This window comes from Paraburkholderia sp. Ac-20347 (genome assembly GCF_017104805.1).
In the GTDB taxonomy this organism is placed as follows: Bacteria; Pseudomonadota; Gammaproteobacteria; order Burkholderiales; family Burkholderiaceae; genus Paraburkholderia; species Paraburkholderia tropica.
On record NZ_JAAGPN010000233.1, the window covers coordinates 1 to 13015 of the forward strand.

The 13015-nt window shown below is 66.0% G+C and carries 16 protein-coding genes; 13 read left to right on the forward strand and 3 right to left on the reverse strand.

Annotated elements, in window-relative coordinates; all coding sequences use genetic code 11:
* The 4 genes from G3N97_RS30090 to G3N97_RS30105 all read left to right on the forward strand — a co-directional run.
* A partial coding sequence (locus tag G3N97_RS30090) for an ABC transporter ATP-binding protein (protein ID WP_205996582.1) occupies window positions 1–374 on the forward strand: 374 nt, incomplete at its 5' end.
* Window positions 375–479: 105 nt separating this feature from the next.
* A complete protein-coding gene (locus tag G3N97_RS30095; protein WP_205996583.1) occupies window positions 480–1109 on the forward strand; it encodes a sigma-70 family RNA polymerase sigma factor in 630 nt (209 codons plus the stop codon).
* A gap of 16 nt (window positions 1110–1125) precedes the next feature.
* Complete coding sequence (locus G3N97_RS30100) at window positions 1126–1422, forward strand: hypothetical protein (protein WP_205996584.1); 297 nt, start codon at window positions 1126–1128, stop codon at window positions 1420–1422.
* A gap of 69 nt (window positions 1423–1491) precedes the next feature.
* A complete protein-coding gene (locus tag G3N97_RS30105) occupies window positions 1492–3282 on the forward strand; it encodes an ABC transporter transmembrane domain-containing protein (RefSeq protein ID WP_205996585.1) in 1791 nt (596 codons plus the stop codon).
* A 96-nt stretch (window positions 3283–3378) separates the two neighbouring features.
* Here the strand turns inward: G3N97_RS30105 and G3N97_RS30110 are convergent, their stop codons facing one another.
* Window positions 3379–3717, reverse strand: a complete 339-nt coding sequence (locus G3N97_RS30110; RefSeq protein ID WP_205996586.1) for a hypothetical protein — start codon at window positions 3715–3717, stop codon at window positions 3379–3381.
* Window positions 3718–4005: 288 nt separating this feature from the next.
* Here G3N97_RS30110 and G3N97_RS30115 point away from each other — a divergent pair, with 288 nt between their 5' ends.
* From G3N97_RS30115 to G3N97_RS30125, 3 genes are all read left to right on the forward strand, one after another.
* Window positions 4006–4842, forward strand: coding sequence for a nickel/cobalt efflux transporter (locus G3N97_RS30115; protein WP_205996587.1), 837 nt, complete (start codon window positions 4006–4008; stop codon window positions 4840–4842).
* 75 nt (window positions 4843–4917) lie between these two features.
* Window positions 4918–5190: a metal/formaldehyde-sensitive transcriptional repressor gene (locus G3N97_RS30120; RefSeq protein WP_205996588.1), complete on the forward strand. Its 273-nt coding sequence runs from the start codon at window positions 4918–4920 to the stop codon at window positions 5188–5190.
* Window positions 5191–5193: 3 nt separating this feature from the next.
* Window positions 5194–5394, forward strand: coding sequence for a DUF1289 domain-containing protein (locus G3N97_RS30125; protein WP_205996589.1), 201 nt, complete (start codon window positions 5194–5196; stop codon window positions 5392–5394).
* Between the two features lie 23 nt (window positions 5395–5417).
* On the opposite strand, the gene G3N97_RS30130 is transcribed toward G3N97_RS30125, so the two are convergent.
* Window positions 5418–6002: a TetR family transcriptional regulator gene (locus G3N97_RS30130; RefSeq protein WP_205996590.1), complete on the reverse strand. Its 585-nt coding sequence runs from the start codon at window positions 6000–6002 to the stop codon at window positions 5418–5420.
* A gap of 288 nt (window positions 6003–6290) precedes the next feature.
* Here G3N97_RS30130 and G3N97_RS30135 point away from each other — a divergent pair, with 288 nt between their 5' ends.
* The 3 genes from G3N97_RS30135 (at window position 6291) to G3N97_RS30145 (ending at window position 8897) form a co-directional block, all read left to right on the forward strand.
* On the forward strand, window positions 6291–6953 hold the full coding sequence (locus G3N97_RS30135; RefSeq protein WP_205996591.1) for a DUF3313 domain-containing protein: 663 nt from the start codon (window positions 6291–6293) through the stop codon (window positions 6951–6953).
* 88 nt (window positions 6954–7041) lie between these two features.
* The gene (locus G3N97_RS30140; RefSeq protein WP_205996592.1) at window positions 7042–7242 is read left to right on the forward strand and encodes a hypothetical protein; all 201 of its coding nucleotides are present in this window, start codon (window positions 7042–7044) and stop codon (window positions 7240–7242) included.
* A 107-nt stretch (window positions 7243–7349) separates the two neighbouring features.
* A complete protein-coding gene (locus G3N97_RS30145; protein ID WP_205996593.1) occupies window positions 7350–8897 on the forward strand; it encodes an MlaD family protein in 1548 nt (515 codons plus the stop codon).
* A gap of 41 nt (window positions 8898–8938) precedes the next feature.
* On the opposite strand, the gene G3N97_RS30150 is transcribed toward G3N97_RS30145, so the two are convergent.
* Complete coding sequence (locus G3N97_RS30150) at window positions 8939–9724, reverse strand: helix-turn-helix transcriptional regulator (RefSeq protein ID WP_205996594.1); 786 nt, start codon at window positions 9722–9724, stop codon at window positions 8939–8941.
* A gap of 262 nt (window positions 9725–9986) precedes the next feature.
* Between G3N97_RS30150 and G3N97_RS30155 the strand changes: the two genes are divergently transcribed.
* The 3 genes from G3N97_RS30155 to G3N97_RS30165 all read left to right on the forward strand — a co-directional run.
* Complete coding sequence (locus G3N97_RS30155; RefSeq protein ID WP_205996595.1) at window positions 9987–11678, forward strand: cyclic peptide export ABC transporter; 1692 nt, start codon at window positions 9987–9989, stop codon at window positions 11676–11678.
* A 29-nt stretch (window positions 11679–11707) separates the two neighbouring features.
* Window positions 11708–12505: an ATP-binding cassette domain-containing protein gene (locus G3N97_RS30160; protein WP_205996597.1), complete on the forward strand. Its 798-nt coding sequence runs from the start codon at window positions 11708–11710 to the stop codon at window positions 12503–12505.
* The coding region (locus tag G3N97_RS30165; protein WP_205996596.1) for an ABC transporter substrate-binding protein at window positions 12502–13015 on the forward strand (514 nt) is incomplete at its 3' end. The genes G3N97_RS30160 and G3N97_RS30165, both read left to right, overlap by 4 nt.

The following is a 13015-nucleotide window of genomic DNA, read 5'->3' on the forward strand; positions in this document are numbered from 1 at the left end:
CCGACGCGGCCTCGCGCCTGCCCGCCGCGTTTTCGGGCGGCCAGCGTCAGCGCATCGCGATTGCGCGCGCGCTTGCGGTCAATCCGCGCATGCTCGTGCTCGACGAACCGACGAGCGCGCTCGACGTCTCGATCCAGCAGCAGATTCTTGCGCTGCTCACGACGCTGCAACGGCGTCACGGCCTGAGCTACGTGTTCATCAGCCACGATATCGACGTGCTGCGCGCCGTTTCGCATCGCCTCGTGGTGATGCACGGCGGCAAGATCGTTGAGACCGGCGACACGCTCGCGGTGCTCGACGCGCCCGCGCACGCCTACACGCGCAAGCTCGTCAGCGCGGCGAAGCTGGCGCCCGCGAGTCTCGCGGCGGCGTAATCCCCGCGTAATCTTTCCCGCACGCAGGGTTGGGCCACGCCGGCGGCCCAACCCGATCTTCGGCTGGTGTCACAATATTTCCCTTCCCGAATCGTCTTCACGGGTATGGAACCGCCGCTCACCCCGAACCCGCTGCCCCATCCGGACCTTCCGGACCTACCGGACCGCGACATCGCCGACACCGTCGCCCGCGAGCGTCCGAGGCTGCGCAGTTTCATCCGTCGCCGCGTGATCGACCAGGACGAAGCCGAGGACATTCTTCAGGACGTTTTCGAGGAACTCGTCGAGGCCTGGCGACTGCCCGAGCCGATCGAACAGGTCGGCGCGTGGCTGTTTCGCGTCGCGCGCAACCGGATCGTCGACCGTTTTCGAAAACGCAAGGAAGTGCCGCTCGCCGATCTCGGCGGCGGCATCGGCCAAAGCGGCCCAAGCGGTGCGGAGCCCGGCGACGATCACAGCGACTACCGCCTCGACCTCGCACTGCCCTCGGCCGACGGCGGCCCCGAGGCCGCGTATGCGCGCGCGGCGCTGCTCGACACGCTGCGCGACGCGCTCGACGAACTGCCCGCCAGCCAGCGCGAGGTGTTCGTCGCGCACGAACTGGACGGGCGCAGCTTCAAGGAACTGGCCGCCGCGACCGGCGTGGGCGTGAACACGCTGCTGGCGCGCAAGCGTTACGCGGTGCTGCATCTGCGCGAGCGTCTGCGGGCGTCGTGGGACGGCTATGACATCTGAACCGAAGGAGAACAACATGCAATTTCGCCGCAAGATTTTCGCCAAAATCGTGGTGGTGCTGGCCATCGTCGCGCTGCTGGGCTGGGTCGTTATGAGCCTGTGGAACTGGATCGTGCCGTCGCTCGTCGTCGATGCGCACGCCATCGACTATCCGCGCGCCATCGGCCTGCTCGTGCTCTGCCGGATTCTGTTCGGCGGATTCCGCGGCCACGGCGGCTGCCGCCAGCGCGGCAAATGGCGTCAGTGGAAGCAGTGGCAAAGCATGACGCCGCAGGAGCGCGAACAGTTGCGCAACGGGCCGCTGCCGGACTGACATCGCCCGCACCGCTACCGCGTGTATCGTCACGCTTTCCTTCTTATTCGCTCGACTCCGAGACTTGCCATGCCAGAAGCCGCCGTCCGCTCGTCGCGCGTTGCTCCGCTGTTTGCCCTGTTGCCGTTCCTGCGCCCCTATGCCGGGCGCTGGGCGCTCGCCTTTCTCGCGCTGCTGACCTCGGCGGGCGCGACGCTGGCGCTGCCCGTTGCGTTCAAATATCTGATCGATCGCGGTTTCGCCAGCGGCAACCGCGCGCATATCGATCGCTATTTCATCGCGCTGTTCGTCGTGTCGCTGATCCTCGCGGCCGCCACCGCGCTGCGTTTCTACTGGGTCTCGTGGCTCGGCGAGCGCGTGACGGCCGATCTGCGGCGCGCGGTCTACGCGCACGTCATGCGCATGAGCCCGCAATTCTTCGAGACCACGCAGACGGGCGAAGTGCTCTCGCGCCTCACCACCGACACCACGCTGATCCAGGCCGTAGTCGGCACCAGCCTGTCGCTCGGCCTGCGCAACGCGCTGCTGACCGTCGGCGGCGTGACGATGCTGGTGGCCACCAGCCCGGTGCTGTCCGGCTACATCATTGCGACGCTGATCGTCGTGGTGCTGCCGATCGTCGTGTTCGGGCGGCGGGTGCGGCGGCTTTCGCGCGCGAGTCAGGACAAGGTCGCGAATGCGAGCGCGCTGGCCGGCGAAGTGCTCAATGCGATGCCGACCGTGCAGTCGTACACGCAGGAAGGCTATGAGACGAAGCGCTTCGGCGGCGCGGTCGAAGCCGCGTTCGACACCGCGCTCACGCGCATCCGGGCGCGCGCGAGCCTGACGGCCGTGGTGATCGTGTTCGTGTTCGCGGCCATCGTGTTCGTGCTCTGGCTCGGCGCGAAGGCGGTGCTCGCGGGCAGCATGACGGGCGGCCAGCTGTCGCAGTTCATTCTCTACGCGGTGTTCACGGCGGGCGCCGTGGGCGCGGTGGCCGAAGTCTGGGGCGATCTGCAGCGCGCGGCGGGCGCGACCGAGCGGCTGTTGCAGTTGCTGGCGGCACGCTCGCCGGTGGAAGAAGCCGACAAGCCCGTGCCGCTGCCCGCTCAGGGCGACGGCATCCGTTTCGAGAACGTGGGCTTTTCGTATCCGTCGCGGCCGGGCATCGCGGCGCTCGCGGGCTTTTCGCTCGATGTGCGTCCGGGCGAGCATGTCGCGCTGGTCGGGCCGTCGGGTGCGGGCAAGACCACGCTGTTCCAGTTGCTGCTGCGTTTCTACGATCCGCAGTCGGGCCGCATCCTCATCAACGGCGTGCCGACGCGCGATGTGACGCTCGCCTCATTGCGCCAGGCGATCGGCGTGGTGTTGCAGGAATCGGTGATTTTTTCGGGCAGCGTGCTCGACAACATCCGCTACGGCATGCCGGACGCCACGCTCGACGAGGTGCGCCGCGCCGCCGACATGGCCGCCGCCGCCGGATTCATCGAGCAATTGCCGGAAGGCTATGACACCTTCCTCGGCGAACGCGGCGTGCGGCTTTCGGGCGGACAGCGCCAGCGCATCGCGATTGCCCGCGCGATTCTCAAGGACCCGCCGATTCTGCTGCTTGACGAAGCCACCAGCGCGCTCGACGCCGCCAGCGAACGGCTCGTGCAGACGGCGCTCGACAACGCGGCGCAGAATCGCACCACGCTGGTGATCGCGCATCGGCTGGCGACCGTGCAGCAGGCCGACCGCATCGTGGTGCTGGAGCATGGCCGCATCGTCGCGCAAGGGCGTCACGCGGACCTGCTCGAAAGCTCGCCGCTGTACGCGCAACTGGCCGCGCTGCAGTTCGGCGATGCCACGGCGAAGCTTCAATCCGCGGCGCACGAATAAGTCTCGACGTTCCGCACTTCGGGCGCTCGCATCGCGCGAGCGCCTGCGCTCTCTTCCCGCCGCTTTTTTCCAGCTTGTCTAGCTTGTCTAGCTTGTCTAGCGCTGGGCGTTCAAGCCCAGCAAACGCTGGCATTCCGCGCGGCTCTGTCCCGCCGCGCGCTGGTCCTCGCTACCGAGCTTGTTGAAGCGCGTCAGCGCGTCGTTGGCGGCCGCCGGGTTGTATTCCTGCATGTGCAGCGCGTAATCCGAGTTGCCGTTCTCCACCACCTCGCGCATGTCCTTGCGCGGGTCGTGGGTGCCGTTGTTTATCACCATACAGAGCAGCACGGTGTAGTAGTCGCGCTCGGCGGGCGTGTAGCGCGGGCGCAGGAAGTGCGCCGCCGCTGCCGCCGAAAGAATCAGGCACAGCAGCACGATCCAGCGTTTTCTCTTCATGGAATTCACATCGATGCGACGCGCGTCGCCAGTGATGACGGCGTGGCGTCAGGGCGCGGCGCGCGCTCGGGGTTCAGACGGCGGGTGCGCGCCAGGCGCGGCGACTCCCCGAAAAGAGCCCGGATTATAAGCGCATCGAGAAATGCCCTGCAACGAAGCGGGCGCGGGAATTAGTATACCCCCTCACCCTATTTATCGTAGTATACCCCCCTACCGTATATGAATCGTCTCGATCGGACGTGACGCGGTGTACGCCGCCAGTCAGTCAGTCATCCAGGAAACCGCAGCATGATGGACTTTTCGCATCTTCTTTCGCAGGGCGCATCCAGCGCATGGCTGTTCATTCCGAGCGCGATCCTGCTGGGCGCGCTGCACGGACTGGAACCGGGCCACTCGAAAACGATGATGGCCGCGTTCATCGTCGCAATTCGTGGCACGGTTGGGCAGGCGGTGTTGCTGGGCTTGTCGGCGACGCTCTCGCATACCGCCGTGGTGTGGGCCATCGCGCTCATCGGCATGTACTTCGGCCGCAACTGGAACGCCGCGAGCAGCGAACCGTGGTTTCAGGTGGCCTCGGCGGTGCTGATCGTCGGCGTCGCGGTGTGGATGATCGGGCGCACCTGGCGCGAGCAGCGCGCGGCGCACGCGCACGAACATGGGCACGCGCACGGCCATCACCACCACGATCATCACGATCACGACCATGATCACCACCACGCCGACCTCGACGCCTCCTCCACCGAGTACCAGGACGCCCACGAACGCGCGCACGCGAACGACATCCGCCGCCGCTTCGCGAATCGCGACGTCACCACCGGCCAGATCGTCATGTTCGGCCTGACCGGCGGACTCGTGCCGTGTCCCGCGTCGATCACCGTGCTGCTGCTGTGTCTGCAACTGAAGCGCTTCGCGCTCGGCGCGTCGCTCGTGCTCTGCTTCAGCATCGGCCTTGCGCTGACGATGGTCGTCTCGGGCACGCTGGCGGCGCTAAGCGTCAAGCACATGTCGAAAAAGTGGAGCGGATTCGGCGATTTCGCGCGCAAGGCGCCGTATTTCTCCGGTGCGCTGATCCTGCTCGTCGGTCTGATCGTCGGTTATCAAGGATTGACGGCGCTCGCGGCCTGATGTCGCGGCGCGTAGCCTAGTCCCCCTCGCTATAGGCAGCGGTATACTCGGGCTTCCCATCCGTCGAGGTCAGGCATGAGTCACACGATTCGCGAAAAACAGAAGCTGCTCAACCGCGTGCGCCGCATCAAGGGGCAAGTCGAGGCCATCGAGCGCGCGCTCGAGGACGAGCGCGGCTGCATGGACGTGCTGCAACTGATCACCAGCAGCCGCGGCGCGATGAACGGTCTGCTCGCCGTGGTGCTGGAGGATCACATCCGCACCCATCTCGTCGATGCGGAACCGGCCGACGAACACGGCAGCAGCACCGAGCAGCTGATCGAAGTCGTCCACAGCTATTTCAAGTAAGCGATGGCCGTGAAATCGCCGTGCATCGAACTCTGTGCGTTCGATGGCAAAACCGGTTTGTGCACGGGCTGTTACCGCACGCGCGAGGAAGCGCGTGGCTGGAAGAAGATGACCGATCATCGGCGTCATCAGATCATCAACGAGCGCGCGCGTCGTCAGGCCAAAATCGGTCGCGAAGCCGGCCCGCGCGTGAAAGACGACTAAAAAAGCCGATTAAAAACGCGCGCCTACTTCGCCGTCTTGCGCTTCTTTTCGAGCGGCGCCCAGCTCGCGTCGTCCTGCAAGCGGTCGAACAGACGATTGCGCCGCGCGCCGTCCAGTTCGGTCAGGCCGATGAGCGTATGAAACGCCATGCCGCTGGCCGCGAAATACCGCAGCAGCGCGAGTTCCTCGTCGCGCGCTTCGCTCTCGATGGTTTTCGTCACGCGATTGTCGGTGTCCCGCACGCGCCCGAGCATCTCGGGCGATTCCACCATCACCGCCAGCATCGCGCGCGCGACCGAGTTCGGCTGATTCACGGCCTCGCGAAAAATCTCGATCTGCGCATTGAGCGTCGGCTCGGCCTTTTTCTCGCCTTCCTTGCCCAGATAATCGGCCGCGATCCGATGAAACTCGCTGAGCTGATGCTCCAGCAGCGCCTCCAGCACGCCGTTCTTGGTGCGGAACTGATGCAGCAGCCCGCCCTTGCTGATGCCGCTTTCGCGCGACAACGCGTCGAACGTCAACGCGCCCGCGCCCTCCCTCGTCAGAATCGCCAGCGCGGCGGCGATGGCTTTCTTGCGGGACAGTTCGGAGCGGGTCGGGTTATCCATGTCGATTCAAGGGCGTGACTAAGAGCGAGACGTCGGGCGTGACTTTGTGCGTGGCCGCGTCGGCGAGGGAATCGCGCGCCGATCCGCGTGAAAGGCTGGGCCTGGCGAACGGTCGGTCGGTTGCGGACATGATTGTAACCAATTCCGCCTCGCCATAAAAACAAACCGGGTAGACGGTTTACATTTATCGGATTTGCCGTTACGCTGCGTCCGCAGTGAACAGCGGTTTCTCACTGTTTCACCCAATCCACTTTCAGCGCCCGCTTAATCCATCCAAGGAACCTTCCGATGTTCGGCCAACGCCTCGCACTTCCCCTCGTCACGGGCACGCTGTCCCTTCTTCTTGCCGCCTGCGCCGGCGTGCAGCCGGTCGCGTACTCCGGCATCGACGCCACGCACCAGTTGCAGCCGAATCACGGCGACGACCGCAACAAGGTGCCGCTCGCCTACGGCATTCCCGTCTCCTGGTCGCGCTATACGCAGGTCGTGCTCGACCCCGTCGCGGTCTATCACGGCGCCGACGCGCAATTCGGCGACATGAAAGACGACGACAAAACCACGCTCGCCCGCTATGCGCAGCAGGCCTTCACCGAAAACCTCGGCAAACGCTTCCAGATGACGAACCAGAGCGGCCCCGGCGTGCTGCGCGTGAAGGTGACGCTGACCGGCGCGGAAAGCACCACGCTGCTCGTGGGTCAGGCGATGCATTTCGATATCGCCGGCAATCTCTACAACGGCGTGCAGGCGGTGCGCGGCGGCCAGGGCGCGTTCAGCGGCTCGGTGTCGTATGCGGTCGAGGTGTACGACAGCAACGATGGCCGTCTGCTGAAAGCCTATGTGACCAAGCAATATCCGAATGCGATGAATCTGCCCGCCGCGTTTGGCTCGTTGAGCGCCGCGAAAACCGGCCTGGATAAAGGTGCGGAAGCGCTCGTCGCGCAGATGCATTAATCCCACGCACTAAAACACCCAAAGCACCCGGCCCGACCACGCGAGATTTCATCGTTCGGAACCCTTTTAATAATCAGGATGCCTGATCATGAAACACCTGGCGGAATTCGCGTGGTCGGCGGGCCATCCTACGCTGGTCATCACGCTCGTCTTCGCGGCCGCGTATTGCGCGGTCGGCATTCCCGCCCATCGCCTGCTCGGTCCGGGCGCGCGCGACTATTACGGCACGATGGCGGGCGTCTTCGCGGCGCTCGCTTATCTGACGCTGATACTGAGCTTTCGACCATGACCGTCGACGGCAAAGCCAGCGCCATCTGCGGCTTGTGGATTCGCGCACGTGACGCGTTCGGCCGGTTCCGGCGCGCGCTCGGCGATGTCATTGCGGGGAAGCTCTGAATGCTCCGCGCGATGTTTTCGCCGCTGAGCCTCGCGCCGCTCATCGCCTTGCTCGCCGGTGGCCTGTTGCTCGCTCACGCGCTGCTCCCGCGCGGCCCGGAACTGACGATCGACTTCGTTAGCGGAGCCGGTTTGCAGGCGGGCAAGACGCGTGTGCGCTACCGCAACGTGGAAGTGGGCGAGCTCGAAACGCTGCATCTGTCGCGAGACCACTCGCACGTGACCGCCGTGGTGCGGCTGATGGCGGACGCCGCCCGCCTCGCGACCTGCGGGACGCGCTTCTGGGTGGCGCGTCCGCGTATCGATGCAGGCGGTATTTCGGGGCTCGAAACCCTGCGCACCGCGCCGTATATCGACGTGGATATTGGCAGTGCCCGCGCAACGTGCCACAGCTTTATCGGCCTGGAAACGCCGCCCGTGGTGAACGCCGACCGACGTGGCAGCCGCTTCATTCTGCGCGCCGCGTCGCTGGGTTCGCTGCAGGCGGGTTCGCCGGTCTATTTTCATCGCGTCGCCGTCGGGCAGATTCTCGGTTACACGCTGCCGAAAAACGGCCAGGAAGTCGATGTCGACGTGTTCGTGAACGCGCCGTTCGATCGCTATGTCACGTCGTCGACGCGCTGGTGGCAGGCCAGCGGAATCGACGTGCAACTCGATTCGCGCGGCTTCAACGTCGACCTGCAGCCGCTCGAAGCGATGCTGCGCGGCGGCGTGCAATTCGACTCGCCCGCCGAAGCCGCTCCGCCGTCGCACGACAGCCGCACCTTCACCCTCGCCGACAACCGCACCGACGCGCTGCGCAACACCAACGGCCCGGCCGCGCCCGTGCAGATGCGCTTTCGCGAATCGTTGCGCGGCCTCGCCGTGGGCGCGCCGGTCGATTTTCATGGCGTGGAGATCGGCAACGTCACGCGGATCGACGTCGATAGCAACACGGCGCGCGGCGGCTTCGACATGATCGTCAGTCTGAATCTCTATCCGTTCCGGCTCGGGCGACGCTATCGCGCGGCGCTCGGCAAAGGCGACGGCCCGGGCGGACGCGCGCTGCTGAGCGACATGATCGCGCAAGGTCTGCGCGGCCAGGTGCGCATGGGCAGTGTGCTCACGGGCCAGCGTTATATCGCGCTCGACTTTTTCCCCAAGGCGCCGCCGGTTCATTTCGATGCAACGCGCGCGGCGGTCGAGCTGCCGACGGTGCCGAACACCATCGAAGAGCTGCAAGACCTGCTCGGCGATATCGTCGCGAAACTCGATCGCGTGCCGTTCGACGAAATCGGCCGGAACGTCGATGCGTCGCTCAACGGCGCGAATGCGCTACTCAAGACACTGAACGATGAAACCGTTCCACAAACGCAGTCCACGCTGGCTTTTGCGCAGGCGTCTTTTGCCGCTGCACGCACCACGCTCGAAGCGGATTCGCCCTTGCAAACCGACGTGCGCACGGCCACGACGCAACTGCGCCGGACGCTCGCGAGCGTGAACGCGCTGGCCGATTATCTCCAGCGCCATCCCGAATCGATCGTGTGGGGCAAGCCTTCAGGTCAGTGAAGGCGACGAAGCGGCGGCGTCGATGCGACAACCGCACGCCTTCAACTCGACGCCAGATAGCGTTGCGGCGACTCGCCCGTCACCTGGCGGAACATGACGATAAACGCGCTCGCGCTGCGATAACCGAGATCTTTCGCGACCTGCGCCACCGAATGCCCGAGCGTGAGGCGCGTGATCGCTTCCGCCACGCGCATCTGCTGACGCCACGCCACGAAGGTCAGCCCGGTTTCCGCGTGCAGGCGGCGCGCGAGCGTGCGTCCGCTCGCCCCGAACTGCTCGCCCCAGAAGTCGAGCGAGAGATCGCTGCCCGGGTCGTTCATCATGTGCTCGCAGAGCTTGAGCAGGCGCTCGTCGCGTGGCAAGGGCACGCCGGGCTCCGCGAGGCTGGGCGTTTCCGCCAGCACTTTCAGCATCAACGGCGCGGCGAGGCCCGCGCGGCTCGTGGCCGTATAGCTGTCCGCGCCCTCGACCAGTGTGAGCGCGAGTTCACGCAGCAAGGCCGACACGCCGATCACGGCGGGATCTTCCCACGGCCACGGAAACACATCGGGTTCCAGATAGACGCTGCACAGCGCCGTAGCGCCGACCGCGTGCAGTTCATGATCGACATCCGACGGCAGCCACACCGCACGCGACTGCGGCACGGTCCACGTGCGCGCGGGCGTGAGCACGCGAATCACGCCTTTGACCGCGAACACCAGCTGACCGTGACGATGCTGATGCCATGTCACGCGTTCGCCGTGACGGTAGTTCACAAGCGTCGCGGCGACCTCGCGCGGCAGCGGCGTGCGGGCCATCGGGTAGCGCTTGAGCAGAAACGACTTCATCGGACGGACGCACGGGCGCGAAAGGAAGTGACCCATGATATTGGAAATTGACCAAATTTTGTCAAAAAATCGATATCATCTGTCCGCCTTTAATTCGCATAAGCCGGTAATCTCCTTACCCATCAAGGCTTCGGGCGTAACCCCGTCCGAAATCAATAATGCTTCTCATTCGTGGAATTAACCCTGTGATCCGCAGTGATTTCCTGTGATCGACACAGGCGACACACGATCGATACGCGCAAGACCGACTTTTCCGCCGCTTATGCCTCTGATTGCTTCATTGATCCGCAGCTCGCGCTGGCTTCTGCCGCTCGCCCTGCTCGTGAGTCTCGTGAGCGGCTTCGCGAACGCGGCGCTCGTCGCGCTCATCAACCAGGCGTTACAGGCGTCGGGCGCGCAACTCGTGCAACTGGGCGTGCGCTTCGCGCTGCTCGCCGCACTGGTGCTCGCCACGCGCGTCGGTTCGCAGACGCTCTTCATGTACCTCGGCCAGCGCGTGAAAGCGCGCCTGCGCATGCAGACGATCGGCCGCATCGCCGCGGCCTCGTTCCGCGATCTGGAGCGCTGCGGCGCGGCGCGTGCGCTCGGCGCGCTGACCCAGGACCTCGACAGCATCGTCGTGTTCTTCGTGAGCCTGCCGTCGATTGCGATGCAGGGCGCGGTGATCGCCGGTTGCCTCGCCTATCTGGGCATGCTGTCGCTGCCGATTCTCGGCGTCGCGCTCGCGGTGCTCGGCGCGGGGACGTTCGGCACGCATCTCGTCGGTTCGCGCGCGCTGCGCCATCTGCGTGCTTCGCGCGAACGCGAGGACGAACTGTTGCGCCAGTTTCGCGCGCTGTTCGACGGCGCGAAGGAACTGAAGCTGCATCGCGCACGCGCCGATGCGTTCGTCGGCGGCCAGCTCGCGCCGCACGTGGAAGCGGTGCGCGCGCAACGCACGCGCGGCTACGTGCTGCATGCGCTCGCGGCGAGTTGGGGCAATCTGCTGCTGTTCGGCTTCGTCGGCCTGACGATCTTCGTGCTCGCGCGCCTGTTCGACGCCGATGCGCACGTGATGTCCGGTTACGCGCTCGTCTTTCTCTATCTGATCATGCCCGTGGAAGGTCTGCTGGCGGCGCTGCCCGCAATCAGTTCGGCGCGCGTGGCGTTCGAGCGGATCGGCAAGCTCGAAGCCGCGCTGCCGCCCGAACAGGGCCGCCTTGCCGATGTCGATACCGATGTCGATACCGACCTCGCGCCGTCCGCTCAGCCTGCGTTTTCGCGCATCGCGCTGGAAGGCGTCGAGCATCGTTACGTGCGCGAAAACGAAGACGGCTTCTTCACGCTCGGCCCGATCGATCTGACGTTTCGCGCGGGCGAAACGGTGTTCCTCGTCGGCGGCAACGGCAGCGGCAAGACCACGCTCGCGAAACTGCTCGTCGGCCTGTATGCGCCCGAGCGCGGCCGCCTGCTGGTCGACGGCGCGGCCGTGGACGACGCGACGCGCGCCGCCTATCGTCAGCATTTTTCCGTGGTCTTCAGCGACTTCCATCTGTTCGATTCGCTGCTCGGCTTGAGCGCCGGACGCGAAAACGCGGCGCGCGCGCTGCTCGTCGCGCTGCAACTCGACCACAAGGTGCGGATTCAGGATGGCGCGTTTTCCACGCTGGCGCTCTCGCAGGGACAACGCAAACGCCTCGCGCTGCTGGTCGCGTTTCTGGAGGATCGGCCGTTCTACGTGTTCGACGAATGGGCCGCCGATCAGGACCCGGCCTTCAAGGACGTGTTCTATCGCACGCTGCTCCCGGAGCTGAAAGCGAAGGGAAAAACGGTGCTCGTGATTACGCACGACGACCGGTATTTCGATCTCGCCGATCGTCTGATCAAGCTCGACAGCGGGCGGATCGGCGCGACACATTCCAGCCTCGCCCACGGTAACGGCAACAGCGGCAACAACATGGCGAGCGCAGCATGAACGCGATCCTGCACGAAGCGGCGCACGACATGACGCAAAACACGACGAACACGCAGACGGCGTTTACGCTCGAAGGCGTCGCGTTCGCCGCCGGTGGCCGCACACTGCTGCATCCGCTCGACCTCACGATCGAGCACGCGCGCGTGACCGGCCTCGTCGGCCACAACGGCTCGGGCAAATCGACGCTCGTCAAACTGCTCGCGCGCCAGCTCGATCCCGCCGCCGGCACGATCCGATACGCGGGCCGGCCGCTCGCGCAGTGGAGCGCGCGCGAGTTCGCGCGCCAGGTCGCGTATCTGCCGCAGCAAACGCCGCTCACCGACGGCATGACCGTCCGCGAACTCGTCGCGCTCGGGCGCTATCCATGGCACGGCGCGCTGGGCCGTTTCAGCGACGACGACGCCGCGCGGGTCGAGCGCGCCATGCGCGCCGCCGACGTGCTCGCGTACGCCGATCGTCCCGTCGATGTGCTCTCGGGCGGCGAGCGCCAGCGCGCGTGGCTCGCGATGCTGGTCGCGCAGGACTGCCGCTGCATGCTGCTCGACGAACCGACCGCCGCGCTCGACATCGGCCATCAGCTTGCGGTGCTCGACCTCGTGCGCGCGCTCTGCGCCTCGGGCGCGATGAGCGCGGTCGTCGTGCTGCACGATGTGAACATGGCCGCGCGCTTTTGCGACCGCATCGTCGCGCTGCGCGAGGGGCGCCTGCTGATGCGCGAGCGCGCCGCCGACATCATCGATCCGCTGCGGCTCGAATCGATCTACGGCGTGCCGATGAGCGTGAGCGTCGATCCGTCGAGCGGGCGCCGTCTGGGGTTTCCGGCATGAGCGCGCACACCACGAATCCGCGCCGCCGTCGCGTGCTCGCTGCACTTGGCGCGCTGGTGTCCACATCAAGCTTCGCGGTGACGCCGCCCCGTTCACCTCGCTCGCCCCGGCGGATCGTGGTCCTCAACTGGGAGCTGACCGAAACGCTGCTCGCGCTCGGCCGCGCGCCGGTCGGCATTCCGCTGCCGGACTGGTACGCGAGCGGGATCGTCGCGCCGCCGCTGCCGCCGGGCGTCGTCGACGTCGGGCTGCTCTATCAGCCGAATTTCGACGTGCTGCTCACGCTCGCGCCCGACCTGCTGATCGTCACGCCCGCCCACGCGGCGCTGATGACGCCGCTGCAACGCATCGCGCCGACGCTCACGCTCGGCGCGTACATGAGCGCCGCGCAACCGTTCGAGGCGCTCTGCGCCGAAACGCAGACGATGGCGCGCGCGCTCGACGCGCCGGACCATGCCACGGCGCTGATCGCCGCCACGCAACGCGGATTCGCCGCGGCCGCCGACGCGA

What these genes read in the sequence shown, in the direction of transcription:
- G3N97_RS30095 (WP_205996583.1), top strand. Translation starts at nt 480, where the DNA reads ATGGAACCGCCGCTCACCCCGAACCCGCTGCCCCATCCGGACCTTCCG.
- G3N97_RS30100 (WP_205996584.1), top strand. Translation starts at nt 1,126, where the DNA reads ATGCAATTTCGCCGCAAGATTTTCGCCAAAATCGTGGTGGTGCTGGCC.
- G3N97_RS30105 (WP_205996585.1), top strand. Translation starts at nt 1,492, where the DNA reads ATGCCAGAAGCCGCCGTCCGCTCGTCGCGCGTTGCTCCGCTGTTTGCC.
- G3N97_RS30110 (WP_205996586.1), bottom strand. Translation starts at nt 3,717, where the DNA reads ATGAAGAGAAAACGCTGGATCGTGCTGCTGTGCCTGATTCTTTCGGCG.
- G3N97_RS30115 (WP_205996587.1), top strand. Translation starts at nt 4,006, where the DNA reads ATGATGGACTTTTCGCATCTTCTTTCGCAGGGCGCATCCAGCGCATGG.
- G3N97_RS30120 (WP_205996588.1), top strand. Translation starts at nt 4,918, where the DNA reads ATGAGTCACACGATTCGCGAAAAACAGAAGCTGCTCAACCGCGTGCGC.
- G3N97_RS30125 (WP_205996589.1), top strand. Translation starts at nt 5,194, where the DNA reads ATGGCCGTGAAATCGCCGTGCATCGAACTCTGTGCGTTCGATGGCAAA.
- G3N97_RS30130 (WP_205996590.1), bottom strand. Translation starts at nt 6,002, where the DNA reads ATGGATAACCCGACCCGCTCCGAACTGTCCCGCAAGAAAGCCATCGCC.
- G3N97_RS30135 (WP_205996591.1), top strand. Translation starts at nt 6,291, where the DNA reads ATGTTCGGCCAACGCCTCGCACTTCCCCTCGTCACGGGCACGCTGTCC.
- G3N97_RS30140 (WP_205996592.1), top strand. Translation starts at nt 7,042, where the DNA reads ATGAAACACCTGGCGGAATTCGCGTGGTCGGCGGGCCATCCTACGCTG.
- G3N97_RS30145 (WP_205996593.1), top strand. Translation starts at nt 7,350, where the DNA reads ATGCTCCGCGCGATGTTTTCGCCGCTGAGCCTCGCGCCGCTCATCGCC.
- G3N97_RS30150 (WP_205996594.1), bottom strand. Translation starts at nt 9,724, where the DNA reads ATGAAGTCGTTTCTGCTCAAGCGCTACCCGATGGCCCGCACGCCGCTG.
- G3N97_RS30155 (WP_205996595.1), top strand. Translation starts at nt 9,987, where the DNA reads ATGCCTCTGATTGCTTCATTGATCCGCAGCTCGCGCTGGCTTCTGCCG.
- G3N97_RS30160 (WP_205996597.1), top strand. Translation starts at nt 11,708, where the DNA reads ATGACGCAAAACACGACGAACACGCAGACGGCGTTTACGCTCGAAGGC.